Origin of the sequence: Pseudarthrobacter cellobiosi (assembly GCF_023913815.1) — a bacterium.
Taxonomy (GTDB): Bacteria; Actinomycetota; Actinomycetes; order Actinomycetales; family Micrococcaceae; genus Arthrobacter; species Arthrobacter cellobiosi.
Genome location: NZ_JAMXBK010000014.1, coordinates 43430 through 58071, shown reverse-complemented (window position 1 = coordinate 58071; position 14642 = coordinate 43430). Strand labels below are relative to the sequence as shown.

11 protein-coding genes and 3 pseudogenes are annotated in these 14642 nt (G+C 65.3%); 10 read left to right on the top strand and 4 right to left on the bottom strand.

Annotated features, from left to right (window positions below; translation table 11 throughout):
• Window positions 1–7: 7 nt before the first annotated feature.
• The gene (locus tag NG701_RS01295; RefSeq protein ID WP_252563719.1) at window positions 8–1723 is read right to left on the bottom strand and encodes a serine hydrolase domain-containing protein; all 1716 of its coding nucleotides are present in this window, start codon (window positions 1721–1723) and stop codon (window positions 8–10) included.
• A gap of 293 nt (window positions 1724–2016) precedes the next feature.
• Between NG701_RS01295 and NG701_RS01290 the strand changes: the two genes are divergently transcribed.
• From NG701_RS01290 to NG701_RS01280, 3 genes are all read left to right on the top strand, one after another.
• The gene (locus NG701_RS01290; RefSeq protein WP_252563717.1) at window positions 2017–2247 is read left to right on the top strand and encodes a hypothetical protein; all 231 of its coding nucleotides are present in this window, start codon (window positions 2017–2019) and stop codon (window positions 2245–2247) included.
• Between the two features lie 339 nt (window positions 2248–2586).
• A complete protein-coding gene (locus tag NG701_RS01285; protein WP_252563715.1) occupies window positions 2587–3981 on the top strand; it encodes an OFA family MFS transporter in 1395 nt (464 codons plus the stop codon).
• Window position 3982: 1 nt separating this feature from the next.
• A complete protein-coding gene (locus NG701_RS01280) occupies window positions 3983–4126 on the top strand; it encodes an MFS transporter small subunit (protein ID WP_252563712.1) in 144 nt (47 codons plus the stop codon).
• Here NG701_RS01280 and NG701_RS01275 read toward each other — a convergent pair.
• Window positions 4090–4919 (bottom strand): annotated as a pseudogene (locus NG701_RS01275) (bile acid:sodium symporter family protein); the annotation flags it as partial. The gene NG701_RS01280 and the pseudogene NG701_RS01275 sit on opposite strands and share 37 nt — an antisense overlap.
• Window positions 4920–5295: 376 nt before the next feature.
• On the opposite strand from NG701_RS01275, the gene NG701_RS01270 reads away from it, so the two are divergent.
• On the top strand, window positions 5296–6372 hold the full coding sequence (locus NG701_RS01270; protein ID WP_256475379.1) for a methyltransferase: 1077 nt from the start codon (window positions 5296–5298) through the stop codon (window positions 6370–6372).
• Window positions 6373–6418: 46 nt separating this feature from the next.
• Window positions 6419–6715: pseudogene (locus NG701_RS01265) on the top strand (MFS transporter); the annotation flags it as partial.
• A gap of 48 nt (window positions 6716–6763) precedes the next feature.
• On the opposite strand, the gene NG701_RS01260 reads toward NG701_RS01265, so the two are convergent.
• Window positions 6764–8452: a PAS domain-containing sensor histidine kinase gene (locus NG701_RS01260; RefSeq protein ID WP_252563706.1), complete on the bottom strand. Its 1689-nt coding sequence runs from the start codon at window positions 8450–8452 to the stop codon at window positions 6764–6766.
• A 316-nt stretch (window positions 8453–8768) separates the two neighbouring features.
• Here NG701_RS01260 and NG701_RS01255 point away from each other — a divergent pair, with 316 nt between their 5' ends.
• From NG701_RS01255 to NG701_RS01240, 5 genes and pseudogenes are all read left to right on the top strand, one after another.
• Window positions 8769–9386, top strand: a complete 618-nt coding sequence (locus NG701_RS01255; protein WP_252563703.1) for a DUF1326 domain-containing protein — start codon at window positions 8769–8771, stop codon at window positions 9384–9386.
• Window positions 9387–9432: 46 nt separating this feature from the next.
• Window positions 9433–10251, top strand: a complete 819-nt coding sequence (locus tag NG701_RS01250) for a DUF2182 domain-containing protein (protein ID WP_252563701.1) — start codon at window positions 9433–9435, stop codon at window positions 10249–10251.
• Window positions 10252–10295: 44 nt separating this feature from the next.
• A complete protein-coding gene (locus NG701_RS01245; RefSeq protein WP_252563698.1) occupies window positions 10296–10712 on the top strand; it encodes an ester cyclase in 417 nt (138 codons plus the stop codon).
• Window positions 10713–10824: 112 nt separating this feature from the next.
• Window positions 10825–10932, top strand: a pseudogene (locus tag NG701_RS21505) (mycothiol transferase); the annotation flags it as partial.
• Between the two features lie 241 nt (window positions 10933–11173).
• Entirely contained in the window at window positions 11174–11725 is a 552-nt protein-coding gene (locus tag NG701_RS01240) for a flavin reductase family protein (RefSeq protein ID WP_252563695.1), read from the top strand.
• 332 nt (window positions 11726–12057) lie between these two features.
• On the opposite strand, the gene NG701_RS01235 is transcribed toward NG701_RS01240, so the two are convergent.
• Window positions 12058–14553 (bottom strand): ATP-dependent Clp protease ATP-binding subunit, encoded by a 2496-nt coding sequence (locus NG701_RS01235; RefSeq protein WP_252563692.1) that lies wholly within the window; start codon window positions 14551–14553, stop codon window positions 12058–12060.
• Between the last annotated feature and the right edge of the window lie 89 nt (window positions 14554–14642).

Below are 14642 nucleotides of genomic sequence, written 5' to 3'. Positions count from 1 at the left end.
GCTACCGTCAGCTCCCGGCTGACCCTAAGCCAGCCGGACGGAAGGGCGGGGCGTTCGTGCGGGTCCTTGGGCGCGCCGGTAGATGAAGTATTCGGCCACCGCCAGGTTGAAGACCCATGACGCACCGTACTGGTAGAGCCCGGCAGCGCGTGGAATGGGGGCCGGCCCGCGTCCCGGAAAGAAGCCAGACCGTCCGCGGAATTGGCCAGAGGATGGCAAGTGCGAGCACCGGCACCAGCGAGATCCCGACGTCGGGAAATTGACGGATGATCACAAACAGGTGGGTGTCGAACCGGGCCGGGGCGTAGCTGAGGCACAGCCACAAGGCGAAACCGTCGAGCGCGAGAGCAGCAACTCCCCACGCCAGAGGCACCCAGCGCTTCGGAGGCGCGGCACGCCGCCGGAGCAGTAACCGCAGCACCAGCCAGAGAAACAGCAGTTCCGCCAGCAGCAGTGCCAGCGACACCGCCCAGCTGTAGCGCTGCAGCCAGTCCTCCTGAATCACGGCGGGTACGGGAGACTGCCCGTGGAGGATCCGCAGGACGTTGGTGTCGATGGACTTGAGCCGCGACGGGGCAGCGGTGTCGTTGCCGTTGATGACCAGGGCGACGCCGAGGCCGGAATGCGGAACCAGGGCCAGGTAGGTGTGGCTGTTGCCCCATTCGCCCTGATGCTCCAGGAGCGTCGGCAACGCCTCCTCAGGGACGGGCTGGGCTGCGGGATCGGCGGATTCCACGAGCGGCCGGGTGAACCAGCCCATGGCGTACCCCTTGGAGCCGTCCACCTGCACCCCCGGTTCGAACATCGCCGCCACGCTCCCGGGCCGAAGGATCCGGGCATCACCGTACCTCCCGCCGTCGAGCAGTGCGATCAGCTGATGGCCCAGGTCTTCAGCCGACGCGTACAGGGTGGACGACGGCATACCGGTGGTGGGTGCAGGCACGTTGGTCTGGCGCCAGAACGAGCCGAACCACAGCGCGTAGCCGGCGGCCGCATTGTCCGCGCGGGCGGCAGCCTGCGTCGGATGGCTGTGGGCCATCTCCAGCGGCCCGAAGACGTGCTGCTCCAGGTAGTCACCGAACGGCTGGCCGGAGACTGTCTGCACCAGGAGGCCCAGGATGTTGAAGTTGGCGCTCGCGTAGCGGAAGGCCTCGCCCGGTTCACCGGCCAGCGCGGAGCCCGACAGGGCGCGGACCCCTTCTTCGAGAGCCTCCGGGCCCTGAGCGTCGGAGGCTTCAAAGGCCGTGTCCTTGGATGACATGCCGCTGGCCTGGTGGAGCAAGTGGCGGACCGTGATGGCTTGCGAGCGGCTGTCGTTCAGCCTGAACCAGGGCAGGTACGTCTGCACCGGCTCATCCAGCTGCAGCCGACCGGCCTCCACCTGCTGCATCACGGCGATGGCGGTGAGGGACTTGCTGGTGGAGGCCAGCAGCACCGGCGTCTGGACGGTCATCGGCCGCCCGGATTCGTCGGCGCGGCCGAATGCGGCGGAGTGCACCTCGACGCCGTCCCAGACGACGGCGATGGCGGCGCCCGGAATCCCGAGGGTGTCTAGTTGCTCCCGGAGGAAGGTGTCCAGCGCGTCGTAGGTCTGCTCGGGGCTCTCGGATCCTGTGGCTGGCGGGCCGGAAGGGGCCGGTGCCGGTGTGGTGGCGCCGCCAAGGATCCCCACGGTCAGCAAGCACAACAGGAGACAGCGCGCTGACCAGGAAATAGCTCGCATGCCCGCACCTGCACTTCGGCTGACCGTCCCTTCACGGTATGGCCTGGCCGGGTGGAAAACAATGCATCCAGGCCCCGGCGTGGGGGAGTACGACGGCGTCGCCCGAGTTGGGTGCCGACGAAGAAGGGTGATGATCGTGAACGGCCTTGCCGAGCTCATCAACGCGAGCCGTCACACCATCGTCCGCCTGGAACAGGGCGAGAACGTTTCTTTGGAGACGGCTATCGCGGCGGTGCGGGCCTCGAGCGGAACATTGCCCTTATTCCGCGGTTCTCACGTTTGGACGTCAAGAGGTGACGCGGAACGAGCGGCTGGCGGTCTGGCTGCATGGCCGGCGGATTGCATGGCTCACGGGAACATCGTTGCGTCCGCGGCTTGAATACCTCCCGGACCTTGTGGCCGAGTACGGTGCCGGCGCGGCCCTGCTCTCGCTGTCCTTGCCGTTGCAGTCCAAAGCCATCAACGGTCCGGCAGGGAGGCTGGCAGCTGGGGGATGGACGTCGAGGAAGCCCGCTCCGGCGTGACGGGCCTGCTCGTTGCGGCGGCGGAGGCCCCGACATCGGTTCCCGAGCACCTCGCGCACCTGCCCGCCCTGTTGGCTGCTCGCGCCGAAGACCTCATTGCTGGCGGCACGGCACGCAGGCAGCTGTGACAGCACCAGGCCCGCCGCTTGGGTGCCGCAGCCGCGTGGGGAAGCGGAGCCTCTACGAACTGTCCGCTCAACGCTGGTTCGGTACCACTCGGCGCATGAACCGTACGTTTGCTTAGTATCTGCACGATGATTGCCGGAGGCATTGACCTGAGGGGAGGTCTGGCCTCCAGATCGCTGGACACAGGCGTCTTCGACAAACAATGGAGCAAATATGGGCTGGCTGGACCGTGAACACACTATTGCCCCGCCGGGGTTTAACCGCTGGTTGGTACCGCCAGCGGCGCTCGCAGTGCACCTCTGCATCGGCCAGGCCTACGCCACCAGCGTCTACAAGACGGCACTCGTCAAGCATTTTGATGCCAGCCTGACCGAAATCGGCCTGATCTTCTCCATCGCCATCGTGATGCTGGGCCTCTCCGCCGCGATCATGGGCACGTGGGTGGACACGAACGGCCCGCGCAAGGCGATGTTCACCTCGGCCATGTTCTGGGCGGGCGGCTTCCTTATCGGATCGCTCGGCATCTTCACCCACCAGCTGTGGCTCGTCTACCTCGGCTACGGCTTCATTGGCGGCATCGGCCTGGGCATCGGCTACATCTCACCGGTTTCCACCCTGATCAAGTGGTTCCCGGACCGGCCCGGCCTCGCCACCGGCATGGCCATCATGGGCTTCGGCGGCGGCGCGCTGATCGCAAGCCCGGTCTCCACTGCCCTGCTCAAGGCGTACGACCCCAACTCCGGCGCCAAGGACTGGGTGGCCAGCGGCGATGCCGTGGGCAAGCTCTTCCTGACCCTCGCCGTCGTCTACGTCGCCTACATGCTTTTCGGCGCCCTCACCATCAAGGTCCCGGCCGCAGGCTGGCAGCCGGCAGGGTTCGACCCCGCCAAGGTCAAAGCCGCCAAGCTGGTCACCACGGAAAACGTCTCGGCCAGGAACGCCGTCAAGACGCGCCAGTTCTGGCTGCTGTGGATCGTGCTGTTCTGCAACGTCACCGCGGGCATCGGCATCCTGGAACAGGCCGCGCCAATGATCCAGGACTTCTTCCGCCAGTCCGACGGCGTGTCCCTGGTGAGTGCCGCCGTCGCCGCAGGCTTCGTGGGGCTGCTCTCCATCGGCAACATGGCGGGGCGCTTCGTATGGTCCTCCACCTCCGACGTCACCGGCCGCAAGCGCATCTACATGGTGTACCTCGGCGTCGGCGCCGTCCTGTACACGGTGCTGGCGCTGGCCGGATCCAGCACCACGTTCCTCTATGTGGCGCTCGCGTTCGTCATCATTTCCTTCTACGGCGGCGGCTTCGCCACTGTCCCGGCTTACCTGCGCGATCTCTTCGGGACCTACCAGGTGGGGGCCATCCACGGCCGGCTGCTGACCGCCTGGTCCGCCGCCGGGGTGGCCGGGCCGTTGATCGTCAACGCGTTCCTGGATGCCCAGGGCAAGCCCGGCCAGCTGGATGCCGCGTCCTACCAGCCGGCACTGCTGACCATGGTGGCGCTGCTGGTGGTCGGCTTCCTGGCCAACCTGCTGGTCAAGCCGGTGGACGCACGATTCCACGAACCCCGCCCCGACCGCGGACGGGCACACGAACCTGCCATGGAGGCCTGAGATGAGCACTGCATACACCCCTGGCGCGGAGGCGCCCGCCAAAGTATCCATCGGTAAACTCGCCATCGCCTGGGCGCTGGTGGGCGTGCCGCTGGCATACGGCATCTATCAGACCCTGACCCGAGTGGCGGCGCTCTTCGGCTGAAGCCGGAGAACCCAGCCACATGCAGAAGGCGGCCGCCCGGTACACCCGGTCGGCCGCCTTCCACGTTTTAATCGGACCAGGTCTACTCCGTCACAGCCCACGGGAGCCGGCTCGCCAGCGCTTACAGCAGGTGTGCTGCGGCGGCGCCAGTAGGCGGACAGGACCGCGCCGGATACGTTGTGCCAGACCGAGAAGGTAGCGGCGGGCAGGGCGGACTCGGGAGTCAAATACTCCGGGACAGCGCTGCTGCGAGGCCCGAGTTCTGCATGCCGACCTCGATTGCGGTGGTGCGCCGCACGGGGATGGGCAGCCGGAACAGGCGGGCCGCACCGTAGCCGAGGGCGTATCCCAAGCCGTTGTGCAGGATAACGGCCGCGAGAACCAGCAGTCCGGCTGCGAAAATGGCTTTTGCGCTTCCGGCAACGACCGCGACCACCACAAGGGTGATGGCGAGGACGGAAATCCAGGGAAGGGCGGGCAGCGCCTTGGTGACGAGCCGCGGGAGGAAGGTCCGGAGCACGAGTCCCAGCAGTACAGGGATCAGCACAACCTGGACGATGGACCACGCCATCGAGCCGGCGTCCACCGGGATGACGCCCGCGGCCAGCGCCGGCGGCAGGCCGAGCGCCGCGGCGATCAGCCAGCCCAGGAGCGGCATGATGGCATATTGCGCCACAACCCCGATCACCACGGGGACCGGGCGTTTGGCGATGACGGCGAAGTCCGGGGGCGTCAGCGTCAGGCCCATGCCGAACATGATGACTCCGAGCAGGGGAGTGATCCTGGGGGCTAGCCCGCCCTAGTCCCACTGTTTAAGACCTCGACCCCAACCTCTGGCTGGGGTTTCGTCCTTGCCCGGGCCGGGCGGCGGGTGGCGACCATGGCACACCTGTATCCTGACAATGCAGGTTGAATGGCTACAGCGGCCATCAACCAAGCTCGGTTCGCGGCCGGATGACGGTCCGGAATCTTGGGCCGTAGCCTTGGACGTCGTGGAATCACCGCCGCAATCGCCAGTCTCCGATCGGCCCCCCGGACTCTTGGAATGGATCTTTATCACTACCGACACGCCAGCTCCCGTGGGAATTCCGACGTCGCCCCTCAAGCCCTCGCGCAGAGCTGCGGTGGATGAGCGTGCCCTCGTGACCTGGGCCGAGGCTGGTGACAGCATGACCGCGCGATGGCGTTCGGCGAACGGCAGGCCGGCGCCGGCGCGCGTCGAAGTGGTCGCCGACTCCCTCACAGCCGATGAGGCCAACCGGATGGCGTCACAGGGGATCGCGATGCTCTGGCACGGTGACTTCCACAACGCACGGCAGATCCTCAACGCCATGGACCGGCGGGTAAGCGCCGGAAAGAAAAAGTTTGCAGGATCTCCGGCCGATGGGTTCTATCGGCATCGCCAGTCCCGCTCGCATCGTGCACGCATTCTCGGCCTGCTGCTGATTCCTCTCGATCCGGGCCCTGTGGTGCCGCTGCGCCGCGCACCGGATATCCGAGAGGCCGCCGCTGAAGCGTACGGCGATATCGGCGAAGCTTCCGTTGTGTCCCTGCATGAGCTTGTCGGGGCAATTGGCGCCCACGAGTGGCGACGGAATGGCGTCTACGTCGATGCCCTGCAGGGCCGCATCCACCCGCACTATGGCACGTTCTTCCCCACCCGGAGTGAGTATGTGGATCTCGTGGCCGCCGCGGCGCTGCCCTCTGACACGCTGGCGTTCGACGTCGGAACCGGCACCGGGGTGCTCGCTGCCGTCCTCGCGCGCCGTGGCGTCCACCGCGTGGTAGCGACGGACAATGAACCGCGTGCCATCGCCTGCGCCGGTGAGAATTTCCGGAACCTCGGTGTCCAAGACCGTGCTGAGGCCGTCCTGACCGACATGTTCCCGCCCGGACGGGCACCGCTCGTTGTGTGCAACCCGCCCTGGATTCCGGCCACGCCGCATTCCACCCTGGACAGTGCCGTCTACGACCCCGGCAGCAGGATGCTGTTCCGCTTCCTGAACGAACTCTCCGACCATCTGGAGCCCGGCGGTGAGGGCTGGCTTGTCCTCTCCGACTTGGCCGAGCACCTTGGCCTGCGGTCGCGTGACGATCTGCTGGCCGCCATCAACGCGGCTGGGCTGAAAGTGATGGAACGGCTCGACACCAAGCCAACGCATCCGAAGGCATCGGACCGCGACGATCCTCTGTTCGAGGCGCGCACGGCCGAGGTCACGTCCCTGTGGCGGCTTGTTCCCCGGTAGTCACAAGCTTCGCCGCACGCGCGCCAGCCACCGGACAGAAGCAGGCTCCTTCGCCGTCCCGCTGGTGCTGGCGCTCACCGCGCTGATGGGCATTCCGTTGAGCGTGGTGAGCATCGCCTCGAGCCAGGGCATGTACGTGTCCACCCAGCCACATGAGCGCGGAGTGTCCGCCGGCATCTTCCAGACCTACCGCTACCTTGGCGCCATCACAGCCACGGTGATGATCGGCATCTTCTACGGAACCGGCGTGACCCAGGCCAATTGGGGACTCATGGTGATCACCATGCTGGTGCTCGGCGCCGTCGCGTTCGGCGTGACGCTGCTGTGGCGGGAGCGGAAGTAGGTTTTCCGGCTGACCCGGATCGCGCTCTGCGAGGCTGGTTTAGCTGGCCTATGACATGGCCGGCACTTCGCCGGCATCCAAGGAGCCGCCGTCTGCCTCCGGCAGTGTCAGGGTGACGGTGGTCCCCCGTCCGGGGCTGCTGGCCAGGGCGATCGTCCCGCCATGGTTTTCGATGATGGTTTTGGTGATCGGCAATCCCAGGCCCGCACCAGGAATGGCGGATGCGTGTGCGCGTGCGGCGCGGAAGAATCGGGTGAAGGCCTGGGCCTGTTCTTCCTGGGTCATCCCGATCCCGGTATCGGCGACCTCGCATCTGATGTTGTCCCCGTCCCGGCGGGCTCGGACCGTAACGGCCCCGCCGTCGGGGCTGTATTTGATCGCGTTGGAGAGCAGGTTATCGATAACCTGGCCGATGCGGGCCGGATCGAACCGGCCGGTCACGGGTCCGGACGGTTCAAGGTGCAGGCTGATGCCCGCGGCACTGGCGCGCGGAGTGGCGGATTCGATGCTGTGGCGGATCACTTTGGTCAGGTCTGCTGGCCGGGGGTTGATGACCAGGGTATCCGAGGCGACTGAGAGCAGGTCGGTCACCAGATGCAGCAGCCGTTCGGCGTTGCGTTTGGCCACCACCAGGTACTGGGCCAGGTCGGCGGGAAGGTCGGGGTGTTCGTCCAGGGCCAGGCCGAGGTAGCCCAGGATCGAGGTCAGGGGGGTCCTCAGCTCATGCGAGACACTGGCGACGAACTGATCCTTGGCTGCAAGGGCTGTGACCAGTGCCGTCACGTCGGTAAAAGCCAGCACGGCGCCGGAACTCCGGCCGGTGCCGTCCTTGATCAGCCGAGACGTTGCGGAGAAGGCGCGTTGACCGGTGCCGGTGCCGATCCAGATCAATTCGTCGGTGAACGCCTCGCCCCTAGCGGCTCGGCGCAGTGGGTGCCGGGCCGGCGGCAGCGGGCTGCTCCGGTCAACGCCGAACACCGGCACCTCCTCACTCCCGGGCGCCCGCGGGTTTTCGCTGAGGGTACCGGTGAGGTGGTGGCTTTGCTGCTTGTTCATGAGAATTTTCCGGCCCTGTTCATCGACCGCGCACACGCCGACACTGACGGTATCCATGATGGTGCCCAGCAACCGCTCGCGCTGTTCGCTGGCCGCGAGCAGGTCCTGCAGTTCCTTGTCCTGGTTTTCCAGCTGCAGCCGCTGACGCAGGACAGCGTTGGAGACCACATGCGCGGTGAGGGAGATCACCCCGAGGATGACCGGGAGCATTACGATCCGGATGAACGACGGCCCTGTGAAGCCCGTTCCAAGGATCAGCGGCGGAAGGACCGCACTGAGAATCGTGGCCGATACGGCCATCACAACCCCGCTACGGTGGCGGCCGAGGGATAGCCAGACGACGGGAAAAACCAGCAGGAAACCCAGCACAGTGAGGTATTGATCCGCCGCTTCGCGGGAGAACCCGATGGCCAGGCAGTCCAGGACCGGAATGACTACCCAGGCGCGGGTCGGCAGCCGCCCCCACGGCACCATTGCGCACGCGGCCAGAAGGACCAGATGGGCGCCCAGACCGTACAGGAACGGACCGGGCTGCAGGAGCCCGGGGCGAAATGCCTCCGCCAGGACGGTGACCAGCACCATCGTCACCGACAGCGGCAACTGGAATATCACCATCCGACCCCTAAGGTCCAGGCCCCGGAAGTAATTATCGAGCGAAAGGAGCGGCATCGCGTTACCCATTCGTGCTTCCTTTCAAATCTGTCCTGCCGTTTGTTTCCGCCGCCTGCAGTGCCGGGAGATTTCTGAATCCTACTGCCACCATAGGCCCGCTGGCATGATCCGTATTAGCGGTGAGTTCTTCTGAACCCGACGAGAGCACCCCTGGTTTATCAACCACAAGGGACCCCTTCCTCGCCCTGTTTCCTCGGCGTATTGACACGCAGATTTCGCAGGAATACTGTCTGCCTTAACGGGGCTTTCCGCCCCGTTCCTGAGTATATTCGGCGCTGGAGTCTGGGCCGCTTCTGCTAGGCGAGGGCGCCAGCAAGGAGTTCTAATGTCTTGGGAAATGACCGGAAAGTATGTCGCCAACTGCAATTGCCAGCTGATTTGTCCGTGCCCGGTGGATGGTACGCCCACGGGATCGGATGGCGAGTGCCGCGGCGTGGCTGTGTTCCAAATCGCGAGTGGCAAACTCGATGACACCGATCTGTCGGGCATCGCGTTCGCCTTCTGCAACTGGTTCCCGTCGAACCTCTCGGCCGGCGGCTGGAAGGTGGGAGTCGTCCTCGACGACGGCGCATCGGCTGCGCAAGCCACTGCCTTGGAAAGCATCCTTCATGGTGAGGCCGGCGGCCCGTTCGCGGATTTTGCGGCGTTGTACGGAGAATGGCTGGGAGTGGAGCGCGCCAGCGTCACATTCTCGGACGGCGACACCCCGTCCGCCTCGGTTGCCGGGCGGGTGAGCTACACGTTCGAGGCCCTGCCGGGACCCGACGGTGGTGTCACCACCGTCAAGAACGCGATGTTCGGGTTCGCCCCGGAATTCCGGATCGGCAAAGCGCAGGTGCACTCGGACCTCTTTGGCCTTGACTTCGACGGCGTCTACGGTGAGACCGCGGACTTCACCTTCGCCAGCGCGATGGCCGAAAACGCCCCCAAGGGCCGGGCATGAGCGCCGACAGCTGATGCTGCGCAGGAAGCAGTCCACCAGAGGCGGCGTGCGCCCGTCTGCGCGCGCCGCCGTTTCGCCTGCCACAGCGGCCGGTTCTACGGCAGCCGCGTCCCGGGTCGACCCGCGGGAGGCCGGCCTGATCGCGGTCCTGCTGATACTCGCCGCAGCGAGCTGGGTCTTCACGTCCACCCAGCTGAGCGGGATGGACATGGGCCGGTGGACTGAGCCGGGGCCGCTGGGATTCTTCGTCGCCACGTGGGTGGTGATGCTGGCGGCCATGATGTTCCCGTCCGTGGCACCCATGGTGGTCGCATATGGCCGGATTCAGAGCCACCGACGCAAGATGGCGCGGTATGCTCCGGCAGGATCCACCGCCGTTTTCGTGGCCGGTTACCTGATCACTTGGACGGTCTTCGGCGTCGTGGCGTATTCGCTCTACATGTCAGTAGCGTCGCTGGCTCCCGGGCTCTTCGCCGCGGATCAAGGCGGCCGGTACCTGGCGGCCGGGGTGATTATGGCGGCGGCGGCCTATCAGCTCACGCCCGCCAAGAACGTCAGCCTGATGAAATGCCGGACGCCCATGGACTTCATCCTGCACCGCATGCGCCCCGGATACCGTGGCGCGCTGCGCATGGGAGTTGAGCACGGGGCGTGGTGCGTCGCATGCTGCTGGGCGCTGATGGTGGCGCTGTTTGCGCTCGGTGTGATGAGCATCGGCTGGATGGCGCTGATTGGGGCCTTCATTGCAGGAGAGAAGATGCTCCCGTGGAAGCGGCTCGCCAACCGCTCGGTTGCGGTGGCACTGGCCGTGATTGCGCTCGGAGTTGCCCTCACGCCAGCGGCGTTGGTCGGGATGGGGATGTAAAACGGGGGGTTCTTGAATGGTCTCATGTACTAGAGGAGTCGGAAATGTCTGACGGGAATGGACTGATCCAGCGGTTTTACAAGGAGATAATCGAGGGCGGAAATCTGTCCCTCATTGACGAGTTGGCGACGGATGACTATGTCGATCACGAAGAGGCTCTTCCAGGGCAACCGCCCGGCAAGGACGGCGTCCGGTACTTCGTGAACGCGTTCCGGACGGCGTTCCCCGATATTAAAGTCAAGACGATGGAAGCGTCATTGGCTGAAGGAAACATGGAGGCGTGCCACGTAATTCTCACGGGCACTCATCGTGGCGAGATGGCCGGCATGGCAGCCACCGGCAAAAGCGTCGAATTCGGTACCACCGACATTATTCGCGTCGAGGACGGCAAGGTGGCCGAGCATTGGGGAACCACGGACAACCTGAGCCTCATGCAGCAGCTCGGTGCCATCCCTGCTTAGGGCTCATCTGACGGGCGTCCGCAATCGGGCCAACACTGGAAGGACCTTCCGCCGTCGTCCTAGCCGACGGCGGGAGGCCCCCTTGTGCGGCAGTGTCCCGTGGCGGTGCCGCACCCCTTGGGACCCGAAGGTCACTCTCGGGGTGCGGCTGGTCAGCACTACTGCCGATTGCCTCCAGCACGTGGGGCAGGCCGCGTACGCCAAGGGCCTGAACCCCTGACTGATACTGCCGAGCTGCTGGTGTGAGATCCGCCGTCGTGGGCCAGACGGACGGCGCACCGGGGAGATGGACGCATGGTGAAGATGTTGAACATTCCCCAATGACTGCAGGTCCGCGTAGTTGCAGCCCGGCCGAAGCTACGCGTCAGCATCAGGTGTCGGCCGTCCTTTACAGCCACAACGACCACGAAGGCTTCGTCACGATCGGCCCTGATGTGTTCACTGCGTGAAACGATGTGCTCATGGAGATTCCAGGGACGTTGGACGCGCATCGCCTTGGCGACGAACATCCTTCCGAAGCGGACATCGATCTGTACCGCGTGCTCAGCGCTGACATCTCAGCCGGCGTCGCCGTGGTTTCTACATTGCTGCACAAGCGCGACTACGCAGCAACAGTGACTGCTTTTCTCTCCGTCTCCTATGACCCGCCTACGATGCTTGTCAGTCTCTACGCGGGCTCACGCATTGGCGAGGCAATTGCCACGAGGGGTACGTGGGCGTTGAGTCTGCTGCGCAGCAAGCACCAAGGCGCGGCGGATTGGCTGGCCAGTCAAGGGACCCCCGTTCAGGGCCTGCTGGCCCAGGTTCCCTACCGCCGCGGCCCGGCCACCGGATCGGTGATCCTCGACGGATCGATCGCGTACTTCGAGCTGCGAACGGTTGCCATCCATCCGGCGGCAACGCATCTGCTCATCGTCGGAGAGGTACTTGCGATGGGTAGTGACGCTCCAGCGGCGGAAGTACCGGACCCCCTCATACATTTTGCTTCTGCCTACCACCGGCTGGCGCCCTAGAAGTTACCCACAAAGGCGGCGAAGACCGCTGATCTCCCGGGTTACCACCTGCCCGCACACGGCACCCCGACCTGAATCAAAAGCCACCATTGCCGGAGGCACAGCGGCACCTCAAGTGCCGGATGGGTCCAGTTGAGGGCAAGGGCCACCACGTCAAAGCCGGCCTGAAGCAGGCCGGCGAAAAAGTCAAAGGCGCCTTCAGGAAGCACGGACCGTAGCAGCACCCCGGCTGGATCCTCAGGGCGTCATGGAATCCTTCGCCTGCAGGGCAGCGGGGTGAGGCACACCGGACTTCAGCCCGCCTCGACGGTGGTCAGACGTCGTTTTGCTGGTTAGCTCGCGGCCGGCAGTGCGTCCGGGATCCGGGGTTTCGTGTTTCCTGCGAAGGTGAACTGCGCGTCGTCGCCCTCGCCGTCAACGTCCACCACAACGATGTCGCCCGGGTGGATCTCTCCGAAGAGGATCTTCTCGGACAGCTGGTCCTCGATTTCGCGCTGGATGGTGCGGCGCAGCGGTCGGGCACCCATGGCCGGGTCGTACCCGCGGGTCGCCAGCAGCACCTTGGCCGCGGTGGTGAGCTCGATGCCCATGTCCTTGTCCGCCAGGCGCTTCTCCAAGCGCCCAACGAACATGTCCACGATCTGGATGATCTCGTCCTGGGTCAGCTGAGGGAAGACAATGACGTCGTCAACACGGTTCAGGAACTCCGGACGGAAGTGCTGCTTGAGCTCTTCCGTCACACGGGCGCGCATCCGGTTGTAGCCGGTCTGCGTGTCCGTGCCGGACTGGAAACCGGTCGCGACGCTCTTGGAGATGTCCCGGGTGCCCAGGTTGGTGGTCATGATGATCACGGTGTTCTTGAAGTCCACCACCCGGCCATGGCTATCGGTCAGGCGGCCGTCTTCCAGGATCTGCAGGAGCGAGTTGAAGAGGTCCGCATGGGCTTTTTCCACTTCGTCGAACAGGACCACGGAGAACGGACGACGGCGGACCTTCTCGGTCAGCTGCCCGCCCTCGTCGTACCCGACGTAGCCCGGAGGCGCACCGAAGAGCCGCGAAACCGTGTGCTTCTCCGAGTACTCGGACATGTCCAGCGTGATGAGGGCGTCTTCCTCACCGAACAGGAACTCAGCCAGGGCCTTGGCGAGCTCGGTCTTGCCGACGCCCGTGGGGCCGGCAAAGATGAACGAGCCGCCCGGACGCTTCGGGTCCTTCAGGCCCGCACGGGTACGGCGGATAGCCCGCGAAACCGACCTAATCGCCTCCTCCTGGCCCACCACACGCTGGTGCAGCTCGTCTTCCATCCTTAGCAGACGGCTGGATTCCTCCTCGGTCAGCTTGAAGACCGGGATGCCGGTGGAGTTCGCCAGCACCTCGGCGATCAGTTCCTCATCCACTTCGGAGATGTCGTCCATGCCGCCGGTCTTCCAGTGGCGCTCCTTCTCTCTGCGCACCTGGACGAGCTTCTGCTCCTGGTCGCGGAGCGAAGCGGCACCCTCGTAGTCCTCCGCATCCAACGCGGACTCCTTCTCCAGCTTCATGGCGGCGATGCGCTCGTCCATCGTCTTCAGCTCCGGCGGGGCGGTCATCCGGCGGATGCGCAGCCGGGCACCGGCCTCATCGATCAGGTCGATGGCCTTGTCCGGCAGGAAGCGGTCCGAGATGTAACGCTCCGAGAGATTCGCCGCTGCGACCAGCGCGCCGTCGGTGATGGTGACCCGGTGGTGCGCCTCGTACCGGTCGCGGAGGCCCTTGAGGATCTCGATCGCGTCGGCCACGGAGGGTTCCTTGACCTGGATCGGCTGGAAGCGGCGCTCGAGTGCGGCATCCTTCTCGATGTGCTTTCGGTACTCATCCAGCGTGGTCGCGCCGATGGTCTGCAGCTCGCCCCGGGCCAGCAACGGCTTCAGGATCGAAGCCGCATCGATCGCACCCTCGGCCGCACCGGCACCGACAAGGGTGTGGATCTCGTCAATGAACAAGAGAATGTCGCCGCGGGTGCGGATCTCCTTCAGGACCTTCTTCAGCCGCTCCTCGAAGTCACCGCGGTACCGGGATCCTGCCACGACGGAGCCCAAGTCCAGGGTATAGATCTGCTTGTCCTTGAGAGTCTCCGGCACATCTCCGCGGACAATCGCCTGGGCGAGGCCTTCGACGACGGCGGTCTTGCCGACGCCGGGCTCACCGATCAGGACCGGGTTGTTCTTGGTGCGGCGCGAAAGGACCTGCATAACGCGTTCCATCTCGGACTCGCGTCCGATCACCGGGTCCAGCTTGTTCTCGCGCGCAGCCTGGGTCAGGTTCCGGCCGAACTGGTCCAGGACCACGGAACCGGCAGGAGTACCTTCCGCCTGGCCGAGGCCCTCGCCTGCGCCCGTGGTCTCCTTGCCCTGGTAGCCGGAGAGGAGCTGGATGACCTGCTGGCGGACACGGTCCGGGTCCGCGCCGAGCTTGACCAGCACCTGAGCGGCCACACCCTCACCCTCACGGACGAGGCCCAGCAGGATATGCTCGGTGCCGATGTAGTTGTGCCCCAGCTGCAGGGCCTCGCGCAGAGCCAGCTCCAGCACCTTCTTGGCCCGTGGGGTGAAGGGGATGTGGCCGGACGGGGCCTGCTGGCCTTGGCCGATGATCTCCTGTACCTGCTCGCGCACGCCGTCGAGCGAAATGCCCAAGGACTCAAGAGTTTTGGCGGCAACACCCTCACCCTCATGGATCAGACCCAAGAGAATATGTTCAGTACCGATGTAACCGTGGTTCAGCATGCGTGCCTCTTCCTGGGCAAGCACAACAACGCGACGGGCACGGTCCGTAAATCGCTCAAACATTTCACCACACTCCTGGCTGCCGCCTACCTTGATGCTACGTCGCCGCGGGCCCTCATGGGGGTATTCGCCGAGAGGCAAGGTATTTGTGA

Bases quoted from the DNA above. Each gene is read 5' to 3' on its own strand.
- NG701_RS01260 (WP_252563706.1), bottom strand. From the start codon at position 8,452: ATGGGTAACGCGATGCCGCTCCTTTCGCTCGATAATTACTTCCGGGGC.
- NG701_RS01280 (WP_252563712.1), top strand. From the start codon at position 3,983: ATGAGCACTGCATACACCCCTGGCGCGGAGGCGCCCGCCAAAGTATCC.
- NG701_RS01255 (WP_252563703.1), top strand. From the start codon at position 8,769: ATGTCTTGGGAAATGACCGGAAAGTATGTCGCCAACTGCAATTGCCAG.
- NG701_RS01285 (WP_252563715.1), top strand. From the start codon at position 2,587: ATGGGCTGGCTGGACCGTGAACACACTATTGCCCCGCCGGGGTTTAAC.
- NG701_RS01235 (WP_252563692.1), bottom strand. From the start codon at position 14,553: ATGTTTGAGCGATTTACGGACCGTGCCCGTCGCGTTGTTGTGCTTGCC.
- NG701_RS01245 (WP_252563698.1), top strand. From the start codon at position 10,296: ATGTCTGACGGGAATGGACTGATCCAGCGGTTTTACAAGGAGATAATC.
- NG701_RS01270 (WP_256475379.1), top strand. From the start codon at position 5,296: ATGACCGCGCGATGGCGTTCGGCGAACGGCAGGCCGGCGCCGGCGCGC.
- NG701_RS01240 (WP_252563695.1), top strand. From the start codon at position 11,174: ATGGAGATTCCAGGGACGTTGGACGCGCATCGCCTTGGCGACGAACAT.
- NG701_RS01295 (WP_252563719.1), bottom strand. From the start codon at position 1,723: ATGCGAGCTATTTCCTGGTCAGCGCGCTGTCTCCTGTTGTGCTTGCTG.